Genomic DNA, 23508 nt, shown 5'->3' on the forward strand with positions numbered 1-23508 from the left:
CGTTAGTTGAACTTTTCTATCTGCTCCATCGCTGCGGCGCGGGCGGCGGAGGGGCCTTCGGAGTTGAGGGCGGCATCGGCAAGCTGCTGGCACTGGTCAAAGGTCAGCTCGGCCAATTGGGCACCAACGCCGGCGACTGCGGTCGATGCAGCAGACAAGGAGTTGACGCCTAGGCCGGTCAATACGCAGGCCAATAGCGGATCGGCCGCGGCCTCGCCGCACACGCCAACCGGTACGTTGTATTCGTGCCCCGCAATGCAGGTGTGCTGGATAAGCCGCAGCACGGCCGGCTGCCAGGGGTCGGTGAGGTACGCAAGCTGCGGTGACAGGCGGTCAGCGGCCATCGTGTACTGGGTGAGGTCATTGGTGCCGATGGATACGAAGTCCAGATGCGGCATGATCTTATCTGCCATCAGCGCTGCTGCGGGCACCTCAATCATCGCGCCCGCGGTCAGGCCGCGCTCCCGGCACAGCTCCGCAAACCACTGGGCTTCCTTCGACGTCGCCACCATCGGTGCCATGACCCAGGTTTCGGCATCGTCGCCGCGGGACTCCGCGGCCTGGGCGATGGCGTCCAACTGGCGCGTCAACAGGGACTCGTTATCGCGGGCAATGCGCAGACCGCGCACACCCAACGCCGGGTTCTCTTCAGATGACAACGTGGCATAAGAAATCGGCTTATCGGAGCCAGCATCCAAGGTGCGCACCACGACCTTGGAATTGGGGTAGGCGTTAAAGACCTTCTTGTAGATTTTTGCCTGCTCGTCAACGGAAGGCTCCTCGCTCGCGGACAGGAACGACAACTCCGTGCGGTAGAGGCCAATGCCCTCTGCCTGCGAGTCGGAGGCAATGCGGGCGGCGTTGCCGTCGGCCACGTTGGCCAAAAGCTGCACGCGGTGGCCGTCCTTGGTTTGCGCTGGTCCAGTCCATTCGGCAACGCGGGCGGCGCGCTCGCGGTATTCCGCGACCGCCTTGGTGGATTCTTCCTCGTCCGCACCCAGCGTCACGGTTCCAAGCGCACCGTCGACGAAGACCAGCGTGCCGCTTTCAATCTCCCGCAGCTTATTTCCCACGGCGACGATGCACGGAATATCGAGCTGGCGGGCGATGATCGCGGTGTGGCTGGTGGGCCCGCCCAGCTCGGTAACGAGCGCGCGAATATGCGCGGTATCCAGGGTGGCGGTATCGGCGGGCGCGAGGTCATCGGCAAAAAGCACCGCTTGGCCCTCCACCATGGGCAAACCAGGCTCCTGCTCGCCGCGCAGCTGGGCGATGACGCGGTCGCGCACGTCCTTCAGATCGGTGGTGCGCTCGGCCATGACGCCGCCGGCCGCCTCAAACATGGTGACGAACTTATCCGTGGCTCCCACCGTGGCGAACTCGGCATTCTTGCCCGAGCGAATATTCTTGCGCACGGCCTTGTGCCACCCGCGGTCCTTGACCATGCCGGCGGTTGCGGTCAGCACTTCCGAGGCTTGGCCCTCGGCGGCTGCGGCGCGGTTTTCCAAGCGGCTGGCGACGACATCGACTGCCTCGAGGAAGCGATCGTATTCGGCTTCGCTGCTGGCCTCTTGGTCAATACTTCCTTCAGTGGGCAGGTCCGGGCGGGGGCGCACCCATACGGCTTCTGCATAGGCAACTCCAGCGACAACGCCGGTTCCTTTAACAGTGGACTGAAGCGTATTTTCCATGGCGATACTTCCTTCGAAGATAGCGGCTTATTTATTTCCAGATCATCACAAATCCAACAGAAATGCAATGTATGCCACACGGTTTCTATTGACTTTCCAACACAATCGGGCAAGAATAAACATTTACGGCGGGCTTAAGCGCGAGTTTCAACCGGACCGACTGCGTGTGGCCCCCAATATACGCACTCTGCGAAAGGGATAAGTTCTCGATGATCCTCACGCTCACCCCAAACCCAAGCATTGACGCCACCCTGGCGCTCAATCAGCAACTGACCTCAGGCGATGTCCACCGCGCCGCCAGTGTTACCCAGGTCGCCGGCGGCAAAGGCGTCAACGTCGCCCACGCCGTGCACCTCGCCGGGAAAGAAACCCTGGCCCTCTTCCCCTCCCGCGCGGCCGATCCGTTCATGAACCTCATCCAGGAGGTCCACCTCCCCTACGCCCACGTGGACATGGACGGTGGCGTCCGCGTCAATACCACCATCACCGAGCCAGATGGCACAACCACCAAGGTCAACGGCCCTGGCCCGCTGCTTTCCGATGCCACCCAAAACCACCTCATTTCCACCCTTACTCACCACGCCCAATCCGCCGATTGGGTAGCCCTTGCCGGATCGCTGCCCAAGGGTGTTGACGCCGGCTGGTATACCGACCTCATCAAGGAGATCCGCACTGCCGCCCCGCAGGCGCGCATCGCCGTGGATACCTCTGATGCTCCGATGAAGGCCATCGCCAAGCAGCTCGCTACCGCCGCCCCGGATCTCATCAAACCCAACGGTTTCGAACTGGGGCAGCTGACCGGCCAGGACGGCCTCGCCCTCGAGCGCGCCGCTGCGGCCGGGGATTATAGCCCGGTCGTGGAGGCTGCAAGGGATGTCGTGGGTCGCGGCATCAAGGAAGTCCTTGTCACCCTCGGCGGCGCCGGTGCCGTGCTAGTAAACGCAGACGGCGCATGGGCCGCCACCCCGCCTCCCGCCACGGTGAAATCCACGGTTGGCGCGGGTGATGCCGCATTGGCCGGATACCTCCTGGGGCGCACGCAGGGGCACGGACCAGCAGACTCCCTCGCGCTCTCGGTGGCTTATGGCACCGCTGCGGCCGCAAAGCCCGGCACCCAATTCCCCCGTCCCGAAGAACCCGATACCGCCCATACCTCCATCTCCGCTCTATAGCTAAAGGAGCCTTCCATCATGGCATCCGATCTCATCACCACAGAACTTGTCGCGCTTGACGCCGACTTTGGCGATAGCGTCGACTCCGTTATCACCAACCTCGCCACCTTGGTGCACGATACCGGGCGCGCGACCGAGGTCGCAGGCCTCGCCCAGCCCGCCATCGACCGCGAAGCCAAGGCCGGCACCGGCGTGCCAGGCGGCGTGGCCATCCCCCACTGCCGTTCCGAGGCCGTCACCGAACCGACCCTAGCTTTCGCCCGCCTTTCCCGCGGCGTGGATTTTTCCGGCCCAGACGGCGACGCCCAGTTGGTCTTCCTCATCGCCGCACCGGCCGGCGGTGGCAAGGCCCACCTGCAGATTCTTTCCAAGCTTGCCCGCGCCCTCGTGCGCAAGGACTTTTTAGAGGCCCTGCGCACCGCGTCGACGAAGGAAGAAATTGTCAAGGAAATCCTCGCTGTCGTCAACGCGGAAAAGCCGAAGAACAAAAAGCAGGACACCGCGGAGGCTGCAGCTGGGGCTGCGGAAGGGGCATCGGCAAGCGCAGGTGCTTCGGCACAAGCTACCCGCATCGTTGCCATCACCGCCTGCCCAACCGGCATCGCACACACCTACATGGCTGCCGATGCCCTCACCCAAACCGCCGGCGAGCGCGACGACGTCGATCTCACCGTCGAGACCCAGGGCTCGTCCAATAATGAATCGGTCTCGCAGTCCACCATCGACGCTGCCGATGCGGTCATCTTCGCCACGGACGTCGGAGTGCGCGACCGCGAGCGCTTCGCGGGCAAACCCGTCATCGAATCCGGCGTCAAGCGCGCCATCAACGAACCCGGCAAGATGCTCGATGAAGCCATCGCGGCGGCGAAGAACCCGAATGCCCGAAAGGTCTCTGGCACCGCCTCTTCCTCCTCCGCCGAAGAGGAAGGAAAATCGCTGGGTTGGGGCAAGCGCATCCAGCAGGCGATTATGACCGGCGTGTCCTACATGGTGCCGTTCGTTGCCGCCGGTGGCCTTCTCTTGGCCCTCGGATTCCTCTTCGGCGGCGCCGATATGGCCAATGGCTGGCAGGCGCTTTCCACGGATTACTCCCTGTCCAACCTGCCGGGCAATGAGATTACCGTCGACGGCGAGACCATGTCGTTCGAGAACTCCGGATTCGGGCTCTATATAGGCGCAGTGCTCTTTGCCATTGGCCAGGCCGCGATGGGCTTTATTGTTGCCGCGTTATCTGGCTACATCGCCTACGCCCTGGCCGGGCGCCCTGGTATTGCGCCGGGCTTTGTCGGCGGTGCTATCGCCGTGACCCTCGACGCGGGCTTTATCGGTGGCCTGGTGACCGGTTTGTTGGCCGGCTTTATCGCCCTGTGGATTGGCAATTGGAAGGTCCCGCGCTGGCTCGGCTCCCTCATGCCGGTGGTCATCATTCCGCTGCTGACCTCCCTCGTCGTTGGCCTGTCGATGTACCTGCTACTGGGCGCCCCACTGGCCGCGCTGATGGAGGGCCTGCAAGATTGGCTGTCTTCCATGTCTGGCTCTTCTGCCGTAGTGCTCGGCATCATCTTGGGCCTGATGATGTGCGTCGACTTGGGTGGCCCGGTCAACAAGGCCGCATACCTCTTTGCCACCGCCGGGTTGTCCACCGGCGACGCAGCCTCCATGCAAATCATGGCCGCTGTTATGGCCGCCGGCATGGTGCCGCCCATCGCGCTGTCCTTGGCAACCTTCATCCGCAAGTCGCTATTTACCCCTGCCGAGCAGGAAAACGGTAAGTCCGCTTGGTTGCTTGGCTTGTCCTTCGTCTCCGAAGGCGCCATCCCCTTCGCCGCGGCCGATCCGTTCCGCGTCATCCCTTCCATGATGGCCGGTGGCGCCGTGACGGGTGCTATTTCCATGGCGCTGTCGGTCGAGTCGCGCGCCCCGCACGGTGGTATCTTCGTTGCCTTTGCTATCGACCCGTTCTGGGCCTACCTGGTAGCCATCCTTGCCGGCGTGGCGGTATCTACCGTCGCGGTCTTGGCCATGAAGCAATTCTGGCCTAATAAGACCGTCCAGGAAGCTGCCCAAAAGGCCGCTCCAGGGTCCAAAACCGCTTCCCAGAACGTGGCGGCATAAACCAAACGCTCGTACACTGGATCACGATAAATTAACTACAGAAAGGATAATTTCCATGGCTTCCAAGACTGTAAAGGTTGGCTCCTCTGTAGGACTGCACGCACGTCCTGCCTCCATCATCGCTGACGCCGCTGGCGAATACGACGAGGACATCTTCCTGAGCCTCGTTGGTGAAGAAGATGACGATAACGAAACCGACGCCGCTTCTTCCCTGATGATCATGGCCCTCGGTGCCGAGCAGGGCGACGAGGTCACAGTTACCTCTGATAACGAAGAAGCCGTTGAGAAGATCGCCGGCCTCATCGAGCAGGATCTCGACGCTTCCTAAGCGCTGCCGCTCGCTAGTAGTGCCTAAGCACGCCTAGTATGCTCCTCGCCTTGTTGGCGGGGAGCTTTTGCGATCCATAGGCCGTTTCCCAGTGCCCATTGCGCAGGCTATTCAGGTCGCGCGGCGCATTTGCGCGGTCGCTTAGATTTTTGGCCCTGAGCCTGTGGATCCGTACGGGCGCGCGGATCCTTTTGCGCTAATCCTCGTGTCCCGGATTTTTAGGATGGCGGCCGGTCGTTTTCGTTCGGGCTGCCGGGGTTCGTGGCCCACGGCGGAAGCCAGCGGACCTTTCCTTGTATTCGGGCCAATCGCCCGCGCCGCGGCGGGGCCTGCGGGTCATCATCGTTGACGCCGTTATGGTACGGGCAGCAGGTCGCGAGATTAGCGGCATTGGTATTGCCACCGTGCTGCCAGCTGTCTAGGTGGTGGATCTGGCACTCATCGGCAGGATAATTGCACTTTTCCCAGGGGCATACGGGATTGACGGCGGCCGCCATCAAGCGCTGCTTCGCATTGGCAAACCGGGACGTGCGGTACAAGTTGACCGGCCCCTCAACGGGATGCACAAGCGTGATGTATCCGTGATCGCTTAAGACGCGACTCGCGAGGTCAGCGCCGCTGATGCGCGAGCCATTGGTGAGCTGGAGGGTTATTTCCTCGCCATCGCCATCGACGATGCGGTCGAGCTCGTCCAAGGTGATAACCACCTGCGTGGTCGCAGTGGTGCGCGCCCCAGACTTCCCGCCGAAGAAGATGGATTTAACGGACTCCAGTGGGCGCTCGTTATCAAGAGCAGAGTGCATATCGGCGACGTCGGCGGATTCCCCGGTGATGGTCAACGACCACGGTCCGCGCGGCCGGCGGGTGAGCCGCACGCCTTTCTTGGGAGTGCGGGGCGGTTGCAGCTCCCGCAAGAGGGCGCGCGCCCGCTTGCGCAAGGCAGTGGCGCTTCCGCGGAACTCGCATAACTCGGAGCGTACGGCCCAGGCATCGCGCTGGGTGCGAGCGCGCAGCGCGAACTTTTCGATGAGGCTGAGCACGTCGAGCGGGTGCGTCGTCGAGCGGGCCGTGCGTTGCTTGGCGCTAAAGGCACAGCGGCCAAAGTAGACATCGCAAAGATGCACCACCTCGCGCGCGGCGACGTCGCTGGCGCCGCGCTGCACCAAGTCGCGCTCGCTTAAGCCCTGGGCAGCGGCAATGATGTCGATCCCTTGGCCCAGCGCGGTCAAATAACGGTCGAGTGCGTTCATGCCGCCTAGTACAACGCACAACCGCGCGCGGCCGCGACCGCACGCACGAAGGCCTGTGGATTACGCGGCGAACCTTGCCGCCACGCCGCTATTTCGCGGCAGGGTCAACAAAGTTATCCACAGAATTTAGTATTTAGCATCGTGGCCTTCGCCCACGGTTTCGTACAGGCGCCGCATGATGGGATAGGCAACGATGATGCCGACAGAGCCCCAGGCGATGCCCTCCAGGCTCACCCCGCCCACGTTCAGGGTCAGGTTGCCGATGCCCGCGATCAAAGCCACCGCAGCCGCCGTCAGGTTCACCGGGCTATTGAAGTTGACCTCATTATCCATCCAGATGCGCACGCCCAGCATGCCGATAAGACCATAGAGCACGAGGGTGGCCCCGCCGAGCACGCCGGTGGGGATGGTGAAAATCAGCGCGCCGAACTTCGGGACGAAGGCCAATAGGATGGCGGTTAGGGCCGCAACCCAATACGCGGCGGTGGAATAGACGCGCGTGGCGGCCATAACGCCGATATTCTCAGCGTAGGTCGTGGTACCGGAGCCGCCGAAGCCACCGGCGAGGGAGGAGGCGAGGCCATCGGCAATCAGGGCATCGCCGGCGAGGTCGTCCAAGTCGCGGTTGGTCATCTCGGAGACGGCTTTGACGTGGCCGACGTTTTCCGCAATCAGCACCACGAGCACCGGCAAGGCCACGGCGATCGCGGAAAGATGGAACTCTGGGGCGTGGAATTCGGGCAGGCCTACCCACGGTGCGGCATCGATGGCGGCCTTGGCATCCTCGCCCAAATTGCCGGTCAGGGCGGCGAAAACCCAGCCGACGATCACGCCGATGAGGATGGACAGGCGCGAAACCATGCCGCGCCCGGCGACGGTGGCTAGGAGAATAACCAGCAGCGTGATGCCTGCGACCAAGGGCTGGCTGGCGAAGTTCTCGGCCGCATTCGGCGCCAAATTAAGCCCGATGAGCGCGACGATGGCGCCGGTAACCGCCGGCGGCATCACCGCATCGAGCACCCGCCTGCCGGCAGCCTTGACCACGAATCCGACCGCCACCAGCACCAAACCGGTCACCAGAATGGATCCGGCCTGCGCCGCAATCCCGTATTGCTGCGAGGCGGTCAGCGGGGCGATGAAGGCGAACGACGACCCCAGGTAGGACGGCAGGCGATTGCGCGTAATCAGCAGGAAGAGGATGGTGCCGATGCCGGAAAATAGCAGCGTGGTATTGACCGGAAAGCCGGTCAGGGTGGGCACCAGCAGCGTAGCACCGAACATCGCCACCACGTGCTGCATGCCGATGCCAATGGTTCGGCCCCAACTTAGTCGTTCCTCGGGCGCGACCACGGCGCCTGGTGCAATCTTCTTACCGTCGCCGTGGACGGTCCAACCTAGTATGCTCACGAACCACCATTATGGCCCATGGAGCACGAATTTTAGGAATCTTCCTCCACGATGAATTCGGCGAGCTCGCGGGCGGTGGTGGCGGGCAGGCGGACATCGACAAGCGTGCCGTCCTCGGTGTATTCCTCGCTGCGCACCGTGCCCTCGGCGTGCACGCGCGAGACGACATCGCCGCGGGTGAAGGGAACCTGCAGATTAACGTGGCTATCGCGGGAGTTGAGGAAGAGCTCCACGCGCGCGCTCAGCTCGTCGATGCCCTCCCCCGTGCGCGCCGAAACATAGACGACGTCCTCATGATCCAGGACGTGGCGCAGCTCCGCGAGCACAAGCGGATCGGCCTGGTCGATCTTATTGATCACGATGATTTCCGGCGGGGCCTGCTCACCAGTCTCGCTGACGATATCGTAGATGACCTTATTGACCGCCTCGATTTGCTTGAGCGGGAACGGGTCCGATCCGTCCACGACATGCAGCATGATATCGGCGGCGAGCACCTCTTCCAGGGTGGACTTGAAGGCCTCCACCAGCTGGGTAGGCAGGTGGCGAACGAAGCCGACGGTATCGGTGAAGACGACCTGGCGGCCATCGGCAAGCGAGGCGCGGCGCGTGGTGGGATCCAAGGTGGCAAAAAGTGCGTCTTCCACAAGCACGCCCGCGTTCGTCATGGCATTAATGAGCGAAGATTTGCCGGCGTTGGTGTAGCCGGCGATGGCGATCTGGGCGATCGTGGAGGACTGGCGCCTGGAGCGCTTGACCTCGCGGGCGGTTTTCATCCCGCGCAGTTCCTTGCGCAGGCGCGCCATTTCGGTGCGGATGCGCCGGCGGTCGGTCTCGATCTTGGTTTCACCGGGACCGCGCAGGCCGACGCCGCCATTGGAACCGGCGCGGCCGCCGGCCTGGCGCGAAAGGTTGCCGCCCCAACCGCGGGTGTGGGTATAGAGGTATTCCAGCTGCGCCAGCGAGACCTGCGCCTTGCCCTCCTTGGACTTTGCGTGTTGGGCAAAGATGTCCAAGATGAGCATGGTGCGGTCGATGACCTTGGTATTGAGCGCGCGCTCTAATGCCGTGAGCTGGCCGGGGTTCAGCTCACCATCGCACACGACGGTATCGGCCCCGGTGGCCTCGACGATATCGTGGAGCTCTTTTACCTTGCCCGAGCCGATGAAAGTACCAGGATCCGGTTTATCGCGCTTTTGGTAAATCATTTCGACTACGTCGGCACCGGCGGTCTCGGTCAGGGCGGCCAGCTCATCCATCGTGGCCTCAACCTCCGCTACGGTGCCTTCGGTCCACACGCCCACGAGGATGACGCGCTCGAGGCGCAGTTTTCGGTATTCCACCTCGTAGCCATCGGTGGTGTCCTCGGCGCGGATGGAGGTCTCGCGGGTAACGCGGCGGAAGGCGTTGCGCTCGGCCAAATCTAGATCGCCGCTGGTGGGCGTGGTTTCCTGCGGGGTGTCCGCGTGGTCGCGGAAGGCCTGGGCGAGAAGTTCGTCCTTGCTCGCCGAGCTATCAGAATTCTGCGGGGAAAATTTGTTCATATTGCTATCTATTTTGGCACGTTAGGTCGCAAAACGGGAATTGCGGTTTCCGGGCTTACTGGACAAAGCGATACAATGGTGGCTATGGAAACGACGCAGCCTAGGCCAACGACTACTACCCAGAAGAAGAATACCGAAATGCAGGCGATCGGCCTGGATTTCGAACGCTGGCAGGACGCGGTCGAGGCAGCCATCGCCACGGACCGCCTTGCCGTTACCGGCGAGGTCCGCGGTGGCCAGCTCATTCAATACGGCGACCCCTCGGGCGCCCAGCTTAATATCTTGGCGGTAGAGCCCTACGCCACCTTTATCGGCTTCGATGCGGTCACGCAGGGTTTTGCCCACGTGGAGATGTTCAATGACGTTCTAGCGATCATGGACATCATCGATCCGTTCGGCACGCCGCTGGCCCAGGTCACGGCGAACCTCGCGCAGGGGCCACTGTTGGCAGAAGAACCGCGGCAGGAATGGCAGCAGGTATCGCTGACCGCCATGGGCCTTGATATCACTACCTACGAGTCCCCGGCTGCCTACGAGGCCGAACACGGCGAATACCCCGCCCTCTTTGAATCCGAGGGCGCCCGCGTCATCGCCTCTGGCTCCGGCGCACAGGCCCCCACGCCGGCGGCTACCTTTGCCGCCCGGGTGATGGAAGCCGAGTGGCGCACCAATGAACTCACCGGCGAGAAATTCGCGCACCTCGTCATGGACGGGCTTTTCCCCTTCGATCTCTGCCTGCCGGCGGACAGTGGCGAATTGCCGGCCAAGGATTCCGTGATCTCCGGTACGGCCCTGCTCACCGCCGCTATTGACATGCCGTCCGGCGGCTGCGGCGATGGCGGATGCGGTTGTGGATCCGGCGGTTGCGGCTGCGGCGGGCACTAGATTTTTTAGGCCATGCCTTTCCTTAGCGATCCACAAAACCGGAGGACACTTGTCTTTATCCTCCTGGTCCTTTGCGCGATCGCGATCGTTGTAACGCTAAAACTGCCCGGACTCATCATCGCCGCCATGCTGGTGGGCGCGGGCTGGTTCATGCTGCGCACGCGCCCCGATACCGCGGAAAGAAAGGCCCTGCGCAGCTCCATTTCGCTTTCGGCGGACGATATCCAGGACGTCATCGCCGAATTCGAAGAATTCGAAACCTCCACGGAGGCCGAGTCGCTGGCGGATCGAACGCTGTACCGGCCAGCACTGCTGGACCTCGACTGCTCCCACCCCGCCATCGATGCGTTCCACTACGAATTGGCTGGGGCGCGCCGCTTCCTCCGCCGCCTCAATATCCGCATCCACGCCCACGGCATGCGCACACAGGACTTGGAAGCCCTCCTCCGCGTCACCGATGAGCGCGCCCGCGAGCTGAAAGAATCGTGGCTGGCGGCCCGCCGCGCGGCCTTCCGGCTCGGCCCGGATTACCGCACGCGGCAAATCGACGACGAAAACTAAGGCCCTTACAGGCTCGTTTCGCCCGTCGCGACGATGGCGGACGGGCCCGTCAAGCGCGTGCCGCCATCATAGACCTCGACGGTGACCTCGCCGCCGGGAACGTGGACGTGGACGGTGCCGAGGGCTTGGGCGGCATCGGCAAGCGCGGCGGTAGCTGCCGCGACCGTGCCTGTACCGCACGACTGTGTCTCCCCAACCCCGCGCTCGAAGACGCGCATGTGCACGTGCCCCTCCCGCAGCGGGGTCACCAGCTCAAAATTCACCCCGCCGGGAAAGAAGGACTCGTCGTAGACAGGCGCCGTGAGGTCCTTGGCGGCCAATGCTTCCGGTTCCAGGCCTGGGATGACGGCCGCGAGGTGCGGGTTACCCATATCCACCCCGAGGCCGGCGTAGGACTCACCGCCCACGGACGCGGTAGATACTCCGGTCACGCGCGCGGGGCCCATCTCCACGGTGACGCTAGCGGCAGTGGCATCGCAGGAATGCACCGTTACTTGCTTGGCGCCCGCCCGGGTGCCGATGGTGAATGCGTCCTCGCCCACCAAGTCGTGCGAGCGCAGCCAGTGGGCAAAGACGCGGGTGCCATTGCCGCACATTTCCGCCACGGACCCATCGGCGTTGCGGTAATCCATAAACCAGTCGGCGGAATCCACCCCGTCCGGAAGTGCCGCCAACTCGCCCGCGTCCACGAGGGCGCCGGCGCGCACAACGCGCAATAGGCCATCGCCGCCGATGCCCGCCTGGCGGTCACACAGCGCCGCCACGCGCTCTGGTGAGAGCGGCGCCTCGGCGTCGAAGTCTTCTACGATGACGAAGTCATTTTCGGTTCCATGGCCTTTGGCAAATTTCATAGCCTCTACCCTAGCGCCCAAGCACGTACAAAGCTTGGGCGGTGGTATCGCCCGCGGCATCGAGCCAGGTAATGCGCTTATCGCGGTTAAACCAGGAGCGCTGGCGGCGCACGTACCGGCGGGTGCCAGTAATCGTGCGTTCTACCGCATCTTCCCACGTCAGCTCGCCGCGCTGGGCTTGTAGAACCTGCGCATAGCCAATCGCGCGGCCCGCGGTGGAATCGGCCACAAGCCCCTTATCCTGCAGGTGCTCGACTTCCTCGACGAGGCCTTGCTCAAACATGAGGCGCGTGCGCTTTTCGATGCGCGGGTTCAACCACTCGCTATCCGTGCGCAGCCCCAGCAACTTGGTCCCCCACCGGGGCGGGCCGTTCTTCGGCGGCTGGCTGGCCTTAAAGGGCTTGCCGGTCAGCTCGATGACCTCGAGCGCCCGGACGGTGCGGCGGGGGTCTTTATCCTCGATGATAGCGGCGGCTGCCGGATCGACGCGCGCGAGCTCCGCGTGGAGCGCGTCGGTTCCGATATCGGCGCGGCGGGCCTCGTATTTGGCCCGTACCTGCGGATCGGTCGGCGGGAATTGCCAATCATCCACCAACGCCTGGGCATAGAGCATGGATCCGCCGACGAGGATCGGAGTCTTGCCGCGGGACATGATGTCCTCGATATCGCGCAAGGCCGCCTGCTGATAGCGCGCCACGGAAGCAGTCTCCGTCACGTCCCAGACATCGAGCTGGTGATGCGGGATGCCCTCGCGCTCTGCGGGGGAAAGCTTCGCGGTCCCGATATCCATGCCGCGGTATAGCTGCATGGAATCGACATTGACCACTTCCCCACCCAGTTCATGGGCAAGGGCCAGCCCGAGCGCGGATTTGCCGGATGCGGTGGGGCCAACTACTGCGATGGGTCGCATGCTGCCTCCCAACCTGCCACGTAGCGGCCTACCCCGAGGGTGGCGTCCGTCGCCCGGACCTGCGCGCGCTTGGGCGTGCAGCCGGCAAGCTCGAGCCAGAGCGCCGGCTCTTCCACGCCGCGTTGCTTCAGCCACTCAGCCTCGCTGCTTGCCGCTGCCCCTATCAACACCTCCTCGCACCACCGGTGCGCCTCCTGCGCGCCGGGGATAAGGGCCAGCGGTGCCCTCTCAGTAAGCCCCGCGCTGCCGTCCGCAACCACGATGCTAAGTACCTTTGGGTCTGGCGTGCCTAGGCGGTCGCGGCTATCGCGCACCGTTATCTGTGGGACCGTAGACAGGACGTAGTGGGCCATGATTTCTGGCAGGTAGTCTCCCGCGCCCACGTGTACCTGGTGGGCTCCCCAGGCGCGCAGGCTTCCCGTGTGGCGGGTATGCCACCGCGAGGAGCGGGATCCGATAATTTCTGCCTCGTTAATGCCGGCGGCAGCGGCTTCGACCGCCAGCATGCGCGCCGCTGCCAGCAGCGCCCGCGAGGCGGCATCGTTGGGAGCTAGCTCGACTGCCAGCGCCGGCGAGGCGGGCATAACCATGAGATTGAACATTATTCCTCCATACTATCTACCCAAGAGGAGGTAATTAAATAGATTCTAGGCACACAGCGATTTTTCGCGGTAATGTAACCAGTGATTTCATCCGGCAGCCGTGACGCGCGGCGATATATGTCTAGGAGGGCTTTCCATGTCTCCCACCCCTACCCCAGGTTCCATGCCCAAGAAGGGCCCCCGCCCCACAGCCAAGCCCGTGCCCGTGCAATCACCGAGCAAAAACGACCCGGCCAAGTGGGGGCGCGTCGATGCCGATGGGTCCATCTTCGTGTCCGCCCCCGAGGGCGAGCGCAAGATTGGGGAATGGCAGGCAGGCTCTGCGCAGGAAGGCCTCGAGCACTTCGGCGCCCGCTATGACGATCTAGCCACCGAGATTGAGCTTTTGGAAGCTCGCCTGCGCGCCAACCCCAGCGAAGCCGCAGGAATCAAGCAGACCGCCGCCGAACTCCGCGAGACCCTGCCTACCGCTGCGGTCATTGGCGATATCGCGGCGCTGGATCGCCGCCTCGCGGCGGTTATTGATCACTCCGTTGTGGCCGGGGAACAGGCGCAGGCGGAGCGGGAAAAGCGCCGGCAGGACGCGATTGCGGCGAAGGAAAAGCTTGCCGCCGAGGCCGAAGAGATTGCCGAGAATTCCACCGAGTGGAAGGCCGCCGGCGACCGCATCCGCGCCATTTTGGAAGAGTGGAAGCAGATTAAGGGCATCGATAAGAAGACCGATGACGGCCTGTGGAAGCGCTATTCGCGCGCCCGCGATTCCTTTAATCGGCGCCGCGGTTCGCACTTTGCGGATCTCGATCGCGCCCGCGCGGCCGCGCGAAAGAAGAAAGAAGAACTCGTCGAGCGCGCCGAGGCCATCCAGGACTCCACCGATTGGGGCCCTACCGCCCGCGCCTACCGCGATCTGATGGCGGAGTGGAAGGCGGCCGGCCGCGCCCCGCGCGAGGTCGATGACCAGCTGTGGGCGAAGTTCCGCGCGGCACAGGACCGCTTCTTTGATGCCCGCAATGCGGTCAACGACGAGCGGGACCGCGAGTTCGCCGAAAACGCCAAGGCAAAGGACGCGCTGCTTGCGGAATACGATAGCCTGATTGACCCATCGCAAAGCATGGACAAGGCCAAGGCTAAGCTGCGCGAACTGCAGGAAAAGTGGGAGGAAATCGGCTTTGTGCCCCGCAATCAGGTGCGCGAGTATGAATCCAAAATTGAGCAGCTAGAAAAGCGCGTCACCCAAGCGGAAGAATCCGAATGGCGGCGCACCGACCCTGAAGCGCAGGCTCGCGTGGCCCAATTCCAGGCCAAGGTGGAAGACTTCAAGGCCCAGTCCGCGGCTGCGGAGGCTAAGGGCAAGGAGAAGAAGGCCGCGGAGCTGCGCGCGCAGGCGGAGCAATGGCAGGAATTTGCCGATGCCGCTGCCAATGCCGTCAACGATAAATAGTGCACCTCGTTCAGATTGCGCGCCCGACCCAGGTAGCCGAGGCTGAACCGGCGGATTGCATCCGATCCTTTGTTTTCTGGGCAAACCTGGCGGCGCAGGAAGCAAGCGGGGATGCGGCGGCCTCGACCTCGCCTAGCCGCGTGGTGCACCGCCTGCAGGGTTCGGGCGAATCGCAGACTTACCTTTTCGCGGTGGTCGATGGCCCGGCGACGCTCGGGCCCGTCTCCGAGCTCGGTCTGCCGCAGATTCCCGCCACCGCACCGAGCCCCGAGCTGGACTACGTGGGATTTATCCACATCAGCCTGCCACTTTTAGAAGAGCGCAATGCCGCGGAAATCGAGTGCGTCCTGTGCGATCTCCCGCTGCCCGGTGACCCCCTTGATGCCGAGGGGTACAAGGTGGCTACCTGGATGGGAGATACCGCCTTAAAAATCACCCAACAGCTCGGACGCAGCGTCGCGCACGTAGGCCTGCTGCACCCGCCGGAGACTTCGCCGGAGTACGACGCGATGGCGGAGGTCTACCAATCCCTGGGTTTTACGCGGCGCCATAGCGAGCGGCAACTAGCCATCGATATTCCAGAACAGCCGGCTGCTGCCCTCTTTCCGCCCGGGCTTTCGGCCGCGGTTTGGCAGGACTATGCCATTCCGGAGGCACATATCGACGATGTCATGCGCCTTTTAACGGTCGCCTCGGCGGATGCCGATACCGGCACCTTATCCACCGAGCCCATCGTGTGGTCCCGGCAGCGGTTGGAAGAAGCGCACCAACGCCTGCGCTCGCGGCGCGGGCATACGCTACTCGTGGCGCTCATCAATGATGCTGGGGACATCGTGGCGCTAACCGAGCTGGCGCGCCACGAGGCGGCGGATCCGGAGGTCTGCGAATGGACCCTCACCGTCACCGACCGCGACCACCGCCGGCAAGGCTTGGCGCAATTGGCAAAACTCACCGCCCTACGCGAGGTCAACCAAGCGTGGCCGCAGGTGCGCCGCTGCTATTGTTCCGTCGCAGCCGGCGACGCCGCCATGAACGCGCTGTATGCGCGGCTCGGGGCGCGGGAAATCTCCCAATCTTCTGCCTGGGAGCTGCACCTTTAGCCCTCCTGCTGGTGGCGGTGGCGCTCGGCGGCCTTTTTCCGGCGGTCATCGACAAGCATCTCCTGCGGCAGCGGGGACGCAATATCGGACTGGAATTTGCCTACCTCATCCAGCTGGCCCGCCGAGGCGCGAACCTTTTCTTCTGCCGCGCGTTGCTCCGGGCTGCGGCGCAGGGCGACGAGGCTAAAGCCCAAGAAGGCCAGGAAGGTCGCCAGCATGCCCACCCACATGCCAATGGCCGGGCCGTCCGCAGTGGAGCCGCGGTACCAAAAGCCCCACAGGTTAACGAAGAAAGAAACCGTCACCATCATCCACGCAATCAGCCCGAGCGTGGCACGGCGGGTCAGCAGGGTTGCCGTCGTCAGCACGCCCACGCCGAGTAGCGCGAGCCACGCGGAGACGGTTTCCATCAGCGAGATCTTCACCCCGTCCTCGGTGGTGCCAAAGCTTAAGGCCTGCCACCCGTGGGCGGAGCCGGCATAAGGAACGATGAGGTAGACGATATAGGCCGCCACAGCGATCCACAGCGTCACTTTCTGCCCACGCAGATCCATGGTTTGTGCTGCTCGGCGCTCCGCCTGTGCCGCCTCCTGGGCGGCGGTGGTGGTATTTCGCTCTCTCATGGCACCCTAGCCTACTCCCCGGTTAGCAGCCGCAAGAATCCGCTGCGGCAGCGCCAGCAGGCTTGCCGATGCCCGGCAGCCCCAAGCCCACCCCGATGGGAGCGGTAGTGGGGGTTTGGCCCGAAGCCGACATGTCGCCGGCCTTGGTGCGGGTATGGGTGCTTACGGCGGCATCGGCAAGCAGGAAGAACGAGCCTGCACCGGTGACCTTAGTGCGCACGACGTCGCCTGGGCGAATCTCAGCGGAGATATCCGCTCCGTTGTCATCAATGGGGCTAAAGTGCACGAGGCGCCCATCCCGAGCTCGACCTGACATGCGGTGGGTCTCATCGTTCTTGCGCCCGCCTTCAGCCTGGACCAAGAGCTCCACCTCAGTGCCCACGAGCTTCTGGTTCTCTTCTGCCTGGATGCTATCTTGCAGCGCAACGAGCCGCTCGAAGCGATCCTGGACGACTTCCTTGGGGACCTGGTTGTCCATCTCCGCTGCAGGGGTGCCAGGGCGCGGGGAATACTGGAAGGTAAACGCCGAGGCGAAGCGGGCGCGCCGGACCAAGTCCATGGTGGCCTGGAAGTCCTCTTCGGTCTCGCCTGGGAAACCAACGATGATATCGGTGGTAATCGCCGCGTTCGGAATCTTCTCCCGGACCTCATCGAGGATGCGCAGGAACTTCTTCGTGCGGTAGGAACGGCGCATGTCCTTCAAGACCTTATCCGAGCCGGACTGCAGCGGCATGTGCAACTGCGGGCACACCGCCGGGGTTTCCGCCATGGCGTCGATGACATCCGAGGTAAATTCCGCCGGGTGCGGGGAGGTAAACCGCAGGCGCTCGAGGCCGTCGATCTTGCCCACTTCGCGCAGCAGCTTCGAGAAAGCAAAGCGATCGCGCGGCATTTCTGGATCGGCGAAATTCACGCCATAGGCGTTGACGTTTTGGCCCAAGAGGGTGACCTCAGAAACTCCCTGATCCACCAGCGCCTGTACCTCGGCCAGAATATCGCCCGGCCGGCGGTCCTCTTCCTTACCGCGCAGGGAGGGAACGATGCAGAAGGTGCAGGTGTTATTGCAGCCCACGGACACCGATACCCAGCCCGCGTAGGCGGATTCGCGCTTAGCGGGCAATACCGAGGGGAATGCCTCTAGCGAATCGACGATTTCGACCTGAGCTTCCTCGTTATGGCGGGCGCGCTCGAGGAGGGTGGGCAACGCTGCCATATTGTGGGTTCCGAAGACGGCATCAACCCACGGCGCATTGTCGAGGACGGTGTCCTTATCCTTTTGTGCAAGGCAACCGCCCACGGCGATTTGCATGCCGGGATGGTTCTCCTTCGTCTTCTTCAATGCGCCCAGCGTGCCGTAGAGGCGCTTGTCGGCATTTTCGCGGACTGCGCACGTGTTAAAGACGATGAGATCCGGCTCCGTGGCTTCGTCTGCGGCCGCGTAGCCAGCTTCCTCCAGCAGGCCGGAAATGCGCTCGGAATCGTGCACATTCATCTGGCAGCCGAAGGTTCGGACTTCATAGGTACGGGTTTCAGGAATTGTCTGCTCCACGTCGGCATAGTCTAGCCATCACCCAGAACAACTCATAACCGTCGCTGCTCGGCGCCCGTTACGGCAAGTGGGCCAGAATGGGCACGTCGTGAGGCGCGTCGGGGCGCGGGCCCGCGGTGGGTGGGGCGCGTGTGCGAGTCACTAGGTTGGAGCAAACAAGGCACTAAGCCCCATCCGCCGGATTTAAGGAGAAGACAGCTCCTCGCACCGTTCCTCGAGGGCGCTAATGGCAATGTTCAAAGACATCCCCTCGTTGAATCCACGGCGCGCCAATACTCCCACGATCCTGCGCAAGGCCTTTTCCCGTTCCTTCCTATCCGCAGGAACGGATTTCACGCTGCGCGCCTTCTTTTCCGCCAAGGCGCGGGCCATCGCCTCTTCATCGGCGGCATCAATTTGGGAGAGGGCTTCGTCTCTGTCTTCTTGGCTTACTCCCTTTTCCCGAAGCTCGCGGTCGAGGACGCTGCGCGATTTTCCTCGCCGCTTATGCCGCTGCCGCACCCATTCGGCGGCGAAGGCGGCGTCGTCAATGAGGCCCGCATGGGCCAAGTCATCGAGGACCTCATCAACCACCTCAGGGGCGAATTCGGCCTGAACCAAACGGTCATACAATTCCTGGCGGGACCGCGAACGCTGGTCAAGCAAGCCCAATGCGCGGGACCGAACCTTTGACTTTGCCTCTTCGGCCTCCCGATCAAAAAGCCCGCCCCCGGCTTCTCCTTTTTCATAGGCTTCAAGGGCCTGGCGGAGTTGCTCTAGCTTTTCAGGGGCGGGTTGATTCATAGCGCGGGTGTTAAGCGGTGGGAGTGTTGGTGGACAGGCTTAATCGTCATCGAAGTCGACGTTCGGGACCAAATCTACGGATTCATCCGTCAATGGATCATCGGAACCGGGGACATCCATGGCGGTAGCTTCTTCACCATTTGCCGCCTCTTCCCCAATGCCGAGTTTTTGGAAGATCTTCTTTTCGATCTCATTGGCAAGGTCAGGGTTATCCTTCAAGAAGGAACGAGCCTTCTCCTTACCTTGACCCAGCTGGTCGCCCTCATAGGTAAACCAGGAGCCGGACTTGCGGATGAAACCGTTTTCTACGCCGAGATCGATGATGGAGGACTCGCGAGAAATGCCCTCGCCGTACATGATGTCGAACTCGGCAATCTTGAACGGCGGGGAAACCTTATTCTTTACCACCTTGAGCTTCGTGCGGTTACCAATAGCATCCTGGCCATCCTTCAGCGTCTGGATACGGCGGATATCGCAGCGCACGGAGGAGTAGAACTTCAGCGCTTTACCACCGGTGGTGGTCTCCGGGGAACCGAACATCACGCCGATCTTTTCGCGCAGCTGGTTGATGAAGATTGCGGTGGTGCCGGAGTTATATAGCGCACCGGTCATCTTGCGCAAGGCCTGGGACATCAGGCGGGCTTGCAGGCCGACGTGGCTATCGCCCATCTCGCCTTCGATTTCCGCCTTAGGGGTCAGCGCCGCCACGGAGTCCACGACGATAATGTCGATGGCGCCGGAGCGCACCAGCATGTCCGCGATTTCTAGGGCCTGCTCACCGGTATCTGGCTGGGACACGAGGAGGTTATCGGTGTCGACGCCTAGCAGGCGTGCATATTGGGGGTCGAGGGCGTGCTCGGCATCGATAAACGCTGCAATGCCGCCATCTTTTTGTGCCGAGGCGATGGCATGCAACGCCACCGTCGTCTTACCGGAAGACTCTGGGCCATAGATTTCCACAATTCGCCCGCGCGGGAAGCCACCGATGCCCAGCGCCACGTCGATTGCCGTGTTGCCGGAAGAAATGGCCTTGATGGGAGGGCGGTCATCATCACCCAAGCGCATAACGGCGCCCTTGCCATAATCCTTTTCGATCATGGCCATCGCTGCATCTAGCGCCTTCTGGCGGTCATCTCCCTTGGTTGCGGCGGAGGATGATTTCTTTTTCGTTGCCATTGTTATAAATCCTTATCTCGTACGACGCTGCGTGAACACTTAATTAGACTGCTGCAGAACCCTAAATGGTTCCGCCCTCAACGCAATCCCACTGTAGTCGCCCACACCGACACCCCAACTAGAGTACATACATCTGTTCGAATATAGAAAATAGACACACCTTTTCGGCTTTTCTGAGACCCTATAAGGTTGGGTAATCTACGCCGAGACGGCGCTCTTGGGGAACATCGAAGTCATTGCACAGTCCTATCCAGACACGGCGGGGATCGACGCCACGTTCGATAAGCTCATCCGGCGTTCCATTAAGCTCTGATAAAACATGCGAATGGCTAATCCACGCCCCTTTTGATTCGCCAAATTCATCCACAACCAATTGGTGGTACTCCGTCAATCGCATGCGCGCAATCCTACCCACCACCACGGAAATATTTCCAAAACTTTTACCAGGACCCCAGAATTAGCTTTCTTGAACGACGTTCAAATTGGTGTGTCTACAGCGTTTTTCTCCAAGGTGCTAATCTTTTCCCATGCAGAAGAACTCCGTAGCAACCACCATTGCCTATGTAGCGGTATTTACCGCCCTCGTTATCGTTTTAGCCTTCGTTTCTATCCCCGTAGGCACCGCCGGCGTGCCCATCGTCTTGCAAAACGCCGCGCTCATTTTGTCCGGCCTCATCTTGGGCGGAAAACGCGGCGGCTACGTTGGCTTGCTATTCCTCTTTATCGGTTTGGCATTGCCCGTATTGGCAGGCGGCGGCACCACGCTCCGCGCGCTTGCCGGCCCCACCGTGGGATACATCATCGGTTACGTACTCTCCCCCATCGCCGCCGGCGCCATCGCTTATCGCGCCCCGCGCGGAAAGGGCGGCATGACCGTGGTTTTCGCTATCGCCGCCATCGTAGGCCTTCTCGTGCAATACACCTGTGGCGCGATCGGCTTGATGCTTCGCTCCGGGTTGGAGGTAGGCCCGGCCATCGCGGCGCAAGGCCCATTCGTCCTCGTTGACACCGCAAAGCTCATCGTGGCCGTTATCATCGCCGTTGGTGTTCACTCCGCATTCCCCGACCTGATGGGTAGGAAGGCCTCCTAGTGCCCACCATCGACTTTTCCTCGGTCACGGTAGCCTTCGATGAGACGGTGGTCCTCGATGACATCAACCTCACTTTAAGCGAGCAACGGATCGGCGTCATCGGTCAAAATGGCGGCGGAAAGTCCACGCTGACTCGGCTTATCAATGGCCTGGGTGAGCCCACCGCGGGTACCGTCACCGTCGACGGCATAAATCCCAGCGAGCAGGGCAAGAAGGTGCGCGAAAAGGTGGGGTTCGTCTTTTCCGATGCCGAAAATCAGATCGTTATGCCCAATGTGCGCGATGACATCGCTTTTTCCCTGCGCCGCTTCAAGCTGCCTAAGGCCGAGCGTACTGCGCGAGTCGATGCCGCCCTGGAACGGTTCGGGCTCTTAGAATTTGCCGAGCGCTCCCCGCACACGCTTTCTGGTGGACAAAAGCAATTGCTCGCCTTAGCCGCAGTGTTGGTCATCGACCCGGTTCTCATCATCGCCGATGAACCAACGACGCTGCTTGATCTCCGCAATCGCGACCGCATCAAGCGCGAGTTCGCGCAGCTTGACCAGCAGCTCATCGTCGTTACTCACGATCTGGAATTCCTCACGGATTTCGACCGTGTCATCTGCATCGATGACCACAAGGTTGCTGCCGATGGCGCTCCCCAGGAGGTCATCGATTTTTACAGAGATCTCATGGCGCAGCGGCCACTCTAGAAAGCCACCTCCAATGACCCGACGCAGAACCAATATTCCGCTATCCGTATATGTTCCGGGCACGACGGTAATCCACCGGATGAAGCCCAGCTGGAAGATACTCATTTTGCTGGTATTTATCCTGGTTACCAGCATCTTTTTCAACTCTTTGCCGTGGGCCGGCGGCGCGGTGATCGCTGCAGCATTGACGTATTTCATCGCCCGCATTCCCCCACGGATTGCCTGGAGCCAGCTCTGGCCGCCCCTAATAATCCTCATTCCCCTAGCTGGATTCCAGTGGTGGGCGAAGGATTTTGACTACGCCGCCGTGATGTTCCTTAACATCTTGGCCGCCATGATTTTGGCCTTCTTATTAACGCTTACCTCGACGGTCGACGCGATCATGGAATCCCTGGAAGAATCCCTCCAGCCGCTGAATCGTTTCGGCGTCCCAGTAGAAAACATCAGCTTGGCGATGTCCCTGACAATCCGCCTCATCCCCCTCATGTTCGAAACGGTCTACGAGGTTCTCGATGCCCGCAAGGCGCGCGGCGCTGGCTTTTCCCCCTCGGCGTTTGTCACGCCCGTCATCATCCGCTCCATTCGGCGCGCTCGCGCCATTGGCGAAGCCCTTCAGGCCCGCGGCGTCGGTGACTAAGGAAACTTAGGCACATGCCCAACTAGCACCAAAATGCCTCCGCCTTCCCCCACCGCTCGAAACGGGAAAGGAAAGATCGGAGGCTAGTGTGCAGTTTGCGCTATGGCAAGCCCGGGATGACGAAGTTACTCTCCGCGCAGCTCGCGCAGGCGAGCCTGGACGGCGTCATCATTCGCGGTCGGCTGCGCTGCCTGATCCGCAGCGGAACCAGAGGCCTTATTGCCCTCGATGGCCTGAGTGCGGTTAGCTTCTACGGACTTCGTGGAGTTCATCTCGCTACGGATCTGCTCCAAGCGGGAGTGGCCGGCCATCTGGATACCCGCCTGCTGCACCTCGGCCATACGGTTTTCGACGGAATTTTCCGCCAGCTCCGCCTGCCCCAGAGCCTTAGAGTAACGGCGCTCAATCTTATCGCGCACGGCATCGAGCGAAGGCGTGTTGCCGCCGGCCGAGAGCTCGTTCATGGAGTTCAAAGACTCGGAAACCTTCTCCTGCATCTTTGCCTGCTCCAGCTGCGATAGCAGCTTCGAACGCTCATCAACCTTCTGGCGCAGGGCGGCATTATTGCGTTCTACAGCGCGCTTCGCTTGCTCAGCTTGTTGCAACGCCTGGTCGTGAAGCTTCTTCGTGTCCTCCACGGACTCCTCTGCGGTCACCAGCTGAGCGGCAAAGGCCTCGGCGGCGTTCTCATACTCCACGGCCTTGCTCTCATCGCCGTTGGCGCGTGCCTTATCGGCAAGCTCGAGCGCTTGGCGGGTATTGCCCTGCAGCTTTTCGACCTCGGCGAGGCGTCGGTTAAGTTGCATCTCCAGCTGGCGTTGATTGCCAATAACCGCCGCGGCTTGCTGCGATAGCTCTTGATGCTGACGTTGGGCATCTTCGATGGCCTGCTCAATCTGGATTTTCGGATCGGCATTCTCTTCGATTTTATTATCGAACAGTGCCATGAGGTACTTCCAACCCTTAACAAATGGATTCGCCATTATGCTCTAGACCTTTCTAGGGAATGTGGTAATACGTCGCGTTGTCGTGTTCATAGTAACCCAACGCCTAGGGCTCTGCCGCTACTAATCGCAGGTATCCACCGCGGCTATTCTTTTCAG

The 23508-nt window shown here is 62.0% G+C and carries 23 protein-coding genes; 10 read left to right on the top strand and 13 right to left on the bottom strand.

The genetic code is table 11. The annotated features are described in order from the left end of the window. Positions 1-2: 2 nt before the first annotated feature. Positions 3-1691 carry a phosphoenolpyruvate--protein phosphotransferase gene (gene ptsP, locus HMPREF1267_RS07705; protein WP_023017361.1) on the bottom strand — a complete coding sequence of 563 codons (1689 nt, stop codon included), beginning with the start codon at positions 1689-1691 and terminating at the stop codon, positions 3-5. A gap of 209 nt (positions 1692-1900) precedes the next feature. Here ptsP and HMPREF1267_RS07710 point away from each other — a divergent pair, with 209 nt between their 5' ends. Genes HMPREF1267_RS07710 through HMPREF1267_RS07720 form a run of 3 tightly spaced genes read left to right on the top strand, consistent with a single transcriptional unit; the run spans position 1901 to position 5306 of the window. Beyond that, complete coding sequence (locus HMPREF1267_RS07710) at positions 1901-2863, top strand: 1-phosphofructokinase family hexose kinase (RefSeq protein ID WP_023028875.1); 963 nt, start codon at positions 1901-1903, stop codon at positions 2861-2863. An 18-nt stretch (positions 2864-2881) separates the two neighbouring features. Beyond that, positions 2882-4978: a fructose-specific PTS transporter subunit EIIC gene (locus HMPREF1267_RS07715; RefSeq protein WP_023028876.1), complete on the top strand. Its 2097-nt coding sequence runs from the start codon at positions 2882-2884 to the stop codon at positions 4976-4978. 55 nt (positions 4979-5033) lie between these two features. Further along, a complete protein-coding gene (locus HMPREF1267_RS07720) occupies positions 5034-5306 on the top strand; it encodes an HPr family phosphocarrier protein (protein WP_005278890.1) in 273 nt (90 codons plus the stop codon). Positions 5307-5524: 218 nt separating this feature from the next. Here the strand turns inward: HMPREF1267_RS07720 and HMPREF1267_RS07725 are convergent, their stop codons facing one another. From HMPREF1267_RS07725 to hflX, 3 genes are all read right to left on the bottom strand, one after another. Beyond that, positions 5525-6556 (bottom strand): HNH endonuclease signature motif containing protein, encoded by a 1032-nt coding sequence (locus HMPREF1267_RS07725; protein WP_023028877.1) that lies wholly within the window; start codon positions 6554-6556, stop codon positions 5525-5527. Positions 6557-6682: 126 nt separating this feature from the next. Continuing rightward, the gene (locus tag HMPREF1267_RS07730; RefSeq protein WP_023028878.1) at positions 6683-7963 is read right to left on the bottom strand and encodes a uracil-xanthine permease family protein; all 1281 of its coding nucleotides are present in this window, start codon (positions 7961-7963) and stop codon (positions 6683-6685) included. Between the two features lie 32 nt (positions 7964-7995). Continuing rightward, a complete protein-coding gene (gene hflX / locus HMPREF1267_RS07735) occupies positions 7996-9504 on the bottom strand; it encodes a GTPase HflX (RefSeq protein WP_023028879.1) in 1509 nt (502 codons plus the stop codon). A 75-nt stretch (positions 9505-9579) separates the two neighbouring features. Here hflX and HMPREF1267_RS07740 point away from each other — a divergent pair, with 75 nt between their 5' ends. Beyond that, complete coding sequence (locus tag HMPREF1267_RS07740; protein ID WP_023028880.1) at positions 9580-10389, top strand: hypothetical protein; 810 nt, start codon at positions 9580-9582, stop codon at positions 10387-10389. Positions 10390-10401: 12 nt separating this feature from the next. Next, positions 10402-10950, top strand: coding sequence for a hypothetical protein (locus HMPREF1267_RS07745; RefSeq protein ID WP_023017356.1), 549 nt, complete (start codon positions 10402-10404; stop codon positions 10948-10950). Positions 10951-10955: 5 nt separating this feature from the next. Here HMPREF1267_RS07745 and dapF read toward each other — a convergent pair whose 3' ends face one another. From dapF to HMPREF1267_RS07760, 3 genes are read right to left on the bottom strand one after another with little or no spacing between them, the layout of a single operon-like run. Then, complete coding sequence (gene dapF / locus HMPREF1267_RS07750) at positions 10956-11801, bottom strand: diaminopimelate epimerase (protein WP_023028881.1); 846 nt, start codon at positions 11799-11801, stop codon at positions 10956-10958. Between the two features lie 10 nt (positions 11802-11811). Next, complete coding sequence (gene miaA / locus HMPREF1267_RS07755; protein WP_023028882.1) at positions 11812-12711, bottom strand: tRNA (adenosine(37)-N6)-dimethylallyltransferase MiaA; 900 nt, start codon at positions 12709-12711, stop codon at positions 11812-11814. After that, complete coding sequence (locus HMPREF1267_RS07760) at positions 12693-13313, bottom strand: hypothetical protein (RefSeq protein WP_023017353.1); 621 nt, start codon at positions 13311-13313, stop codon at positions 12693-12695. The genes miaA and HMPREF1267_RS07760 overlap by 19 nt, the downstream gene beginning before the upstream one ends. Before the next feature lie 136 nt (positions 13314-13449). Here HMPREF1267_RS07760 and HMPREF1267_RS07765 point away from each other — a divergent pair, with 136 nt between their 5' ends. Together HMPREF1267_RS07765 and HMPREF1267_RS07770 are read left to right on the top strand one after the other, a co-directional pair. After that, positions 13450-14754, top strand: coding sequence for a DUF349 domain-containing protein (locus HMPREF1267_RS07765; protein ID WP_023028883.1), 1305 nt, complete (start codon positions 13450-13452; stop codon positions 14752-14754). Next, complete coding sequence (locus HMPREF1267_RS07770; RefSeq protein ID WP_023028884.1) at positions 14754-15854, top strand: GNAT family N-acetyltransferase; 1101 nt, start codon at positions 14754-14756, stop codon at positions 15852-15854. The genes HMPREF1267_RS07765 and HMPREF1267_RS07770 overlap by 1 nt, the downstream gene beginning before the upstream one ends. Here the strand turns inward: HMPREF1267_RS07770 and HMPREF1267_RS07775 are convergent. From HMPREF1267_RS07775 to HMPREF1267_RS12765, 5 genes are all read right to left on the bottom strand, one after another. Beyond that, on the bottom strand, positions 15851-16477 hold the full coding sequence (locus HMPREF1267_RS07775; RefSeq protein WP_023028885.1) for a hypothetical protein: 627 nt from the start codon (positions 16475-16477) through the stop codon (positions 15851-15853). The two genes, HMPREF1267_RS07770 and HMPREF1267_RS07775, sit on opposite strands and share 4 nt — an antisense overlap. A 22-nt stretch (positions 16478-16499) precedes the next feature. Beyond that, entirely contained in the window at positions 16500-18026 is a 1527-nt protein-coding gene (miaB, locus tag HMPREF1267_RS07780) for a tRNA (N6-isopentenyl adenosine(37)-C2)-methylthiotransferase MiaB (protein ID WP_023028886.1), read from the bottom strand. A gap of 183 nt (positions 18027-18209) precedes the next feature. Next, entirely contained in the window at positions 18210-18809 is a 600-nt protein-coding gene (gene recX / locus HMPREF1267_RS07785; protein WP_023028887.1) for a recombination regulator RecX, read from the bottom strand. 39 nt (positions 18810-18848) lie between these two features. Beyond that, a complete protein-coding gene (gene recA / locus HMPREF1267_RS07790; RefSeq protein ID WP_005283473.1) occupies positions 18849-19985 on the bottom strand; it encodes a recombinase RecA in 1137 nt (378 codons plus the stop codon). Positions 19986-20166: 181 nt separating this feature from the next. After that, entirely contained in the window at positions 20167-20382 is a 216-nt protein-coding gene (locus tag HMPREF1267_RS12765; RefSeq protein WP_023028888.1) for a DUF3046 domain-containing protein, read from the bottom strand. Positions 20383-20512: 130 nt separating this feature from the next. On the opposite strand from HMPREF1267_RS12765, the gene HMPREF1267_RS07795 reads away from it, so the two are divergent. Genes HMPREF1267_RS07795 through HMPREF1267_RS07805 form a run of 3 tightly spaced genes read left to right on the top strand, consistent with a single transcriptional unit; the run spans position 20513 to position 22405 of the window. Next, positions 20513-21076 (top strand): biotin transporter BioY, encoded by a 564-nt coding sequence (locus tag HMPREF1267_RS07795; RefSeq protein ID WP_023017346.1) that lies wholly within the window; start codon positions 20513-20515, stop codon positions 21074-21076. Then, positions 21076-21768, top strand: a complete 693-nt coding sequence (locus HMPREF1267_RS07800; protein WP_023028889.1) for an energy-coupling factor ABC transporter ATP-binding protein — start codon at positions 21076-21078, stop codon at positions 21766-21768. Before HMPREF1267_RS07795 ends, HMPREF1267_RS07800 begins: the two co-directional genes overlap by 1 nt. A gap of 13 nt (positions 21769-21781) precedes the next feature. Then, positions 21782-22405, top strand: coding sequence for an energy-coupling factor transporter transmembrane protein EcfT (locus HMPREF1267_RS07805; RefSeq protein WP_023017344.1), 624 nt, complete (start codon positions 21782-21784; stop codon positions 22403-22405). 125 nt (positions 22406-22530) lie between these two features. Here HMPREF1267_RS07805 and HMPREF1267_RS07810 read toward each other — a convergent pair whose 3' ends face one another. Continuing rightward, positions 22531-23388 carry a PspA/IM30 family protein gene (locus HMPREF1267_RS07810; protein WP_023017343.1) on the bottom strand — a complete coding sequence of 286 codons (858 nt, stop codon included), beginning with the start codon at positions 23386-23388 and terminating at the stop codon, positions 22531-22533. Positions 23389-23508 lie beyond the last annotated feature (120 nt).

It is taken from the genome of Corynebacterium sp. KPL1824 (assembly GCF_000478095.1).
GTDB lineage: Bacteria > Actinomycetota > Actinomycetes > Mycobacteriales > Mycobacteriaceae > Corynebacterium > Corynebacterium accolens.

Excerpts from the sequence above, each read along its gene's own strand:
- HMPREF1267_RS07725 (WP_023028877.1), bottom strand. The coding sequence starts at position 6,556 with ATGAACGCACTCGACCGTTATTTGACCGCGCTGGGCCAAGGGATCGAC.
- HMPREF1267_RS07760 (WP_023017353.1), bottom strand. The coding sequence starts at position 13,313 with ATGTTCAATCTCATGGTTATGCCCGCCTCGCCGGCGCTGGCAGTCGAG.
- HMPREF1267_RS07740 (WP_023028880.1), top strand. The coding sequence starts at position 9,580 with ATGGTGGCTATGGAAACGACGCAGCCTAGGCCAACGACTACTACCCAG.
- HMPREF1267_RS07745 (WP_023017356.1), top strand. The coding sequence starts at position 10,402 with ATGCCTTTCCTTAGCGATCCACAAAACCGGAGGACACTTGTCTTTATC.
- recA (WP_005283473.1), bottom strand. The coding sequence starts at position 19,985 with ATGGCAACGAAAAAGAAATCATCCTCCGCCGCAACCAAGGGAGATGAC.
- HMPREF1267_RS07765 (WP_023028883.1), top strand. The coding sequence starts at position 13,450 with ATGTCTCCCACCCCTACCCCAGGTTCCATGCCCAAGAAGGGCCCCCGC.
- HMPREF1267_RS07720 (WP_005278890.1), top strand. The coding sequence starts at position 5,034 with ATGGCTTCCAAGACTGTAAAGGTTGGCTCCTCTGTAGGACTGCACGCA.
- HMPREF1267_RS07805 (WP_023017344.1), top strand. The coding sequence starts at position 21,782 with ATGACCCGACGCAGAACCAATATTCCGCTATCCGTATATGTTCCGGGC.
- HMPREF1267_RS07715 (WP_023028876.1), top strand. The coding sequence starts at position 2,882 with ATGGCATCCGATCTCATCACCACAGAACTTGTCGCGCTTGACGCCGAC.
- HMPREF1267_RS07775 (WP_023028885.1), bottom strand. The coding sequence starts at position 16,477 with ATGAGAGAGCGAAATACCACCACCGCCGCCCAGGAGGCGGCACAGGCG.
- miaA (WP_023028882.1), bottom strand. The coding sequence starts at position 12,711 with ATGCGACCCATCGCAGTAGTTGGCCCCACCGCATCCGGCAAATCCGCG.
- hflX (WP_023028879.1), bottom strand. The coding sequence starts at position 9,504 with ATGAACAAATTTTCCCCGCAGAATTCTGATAGCTCGGCGAGCAAGGAC.
- HMPREF1267_RS07810 (WP_023017343.1), bottom strand. The coding sequence starts at position 23,388 with ATGGCGAATCCATTTGTTAAGGGTTGGAAGTACCTCATGGCACTGTTC.
- HMPREF1267_RS12765 (WP_023028888.1), bottom strand. The coding sequence starts at position 20,382 with ATGCGATTGACGGAGTACCACCAATTGGTTGTGGATGAATTTGGCGAA.
- HMPREF1267_RS07710 (WP_023028875.1), top strand. The coding sequence starts at position 1,901 with ATGATCCTCACGCTCACCCCAAACCCAAGCATTGACGCCACCCTGGCG.
- ptsP (WP_023017361.1), bottom strand. The coding sequence starts at position 1,691 with ATGGAAAATACGCTTCAGTCCACTGTTAAAGGAACCGGCGTTGTCGCT.
- dapF (WP_023028881.1), bottom strand. The coding sequence starts at position 11,801 with ATGAAATTTGCCAAAGGCCATGGAACCGAAAATGACTTCGTCATCGTA.
- recX (WP_023028887.1), bottom strand. The coding sequence starts at position 18,809 with ATGAATCAACCCGCCCCTGAAAAGCTAGAGCAACTCCGCCAGGCCCTT.
- HMPREF1267_RS07795 (WP_023017346.1), top strand. The coding sequence starts at position 20,513 with ATGCAGAAGAACTCCGTAGCAACCACCATTGCCTATGTAGCGGTATTT.